Annotated in this window: 1 protein-coding gene; it reads left to right on the plus strand. The window is 65.0% G+C overall.

The window, feature by feature from the left end; translation table 11 throughout:
• Positions 1-246 (plus strand): hypothetical protein (locus AAEY79_RS16035; protein ID WP_352289687.1); only part of this gene is annotated, 246 nt, incomplete at both ends.

Genomic DNA, 246 nt, shown 5'->3' on the forward strand with positions numbered 1-246 from the left:
GGCGCGAACAACGATTCGAGCAAGTGGGAACCGAAGCCGAACGATCCGGCGCTCGAGACGGAATACCTGAAGCGGCTGATGGCCGTGCTCGCGCAGAACGAGCAGCGCGCGAAGAACGGCGAACCGCCGATCGCGAACATCAAGGACAACGCGGTCTCGAAGGACAAGAAGGCCGATGCCGACGCGTCGTCGAAGGCTGCCGCGGCGATCGCTGCGCAGAACGTCTCGCGTACGTCGGCGCAAGGC

Origin of the sequence: Psychrobacter sp. GW64-MNA-CIBAN-0177, assembly GCF_040309585.1 — a bacterium.
In the GTDB taxonomy this organism is placed as follows: Bacteria; Pseudomonadota; Gammaproteobacteria; order Pseudomonadales; family Moraxellaceae; genus Psychrobacter; species Psychrobacter okhotskensis.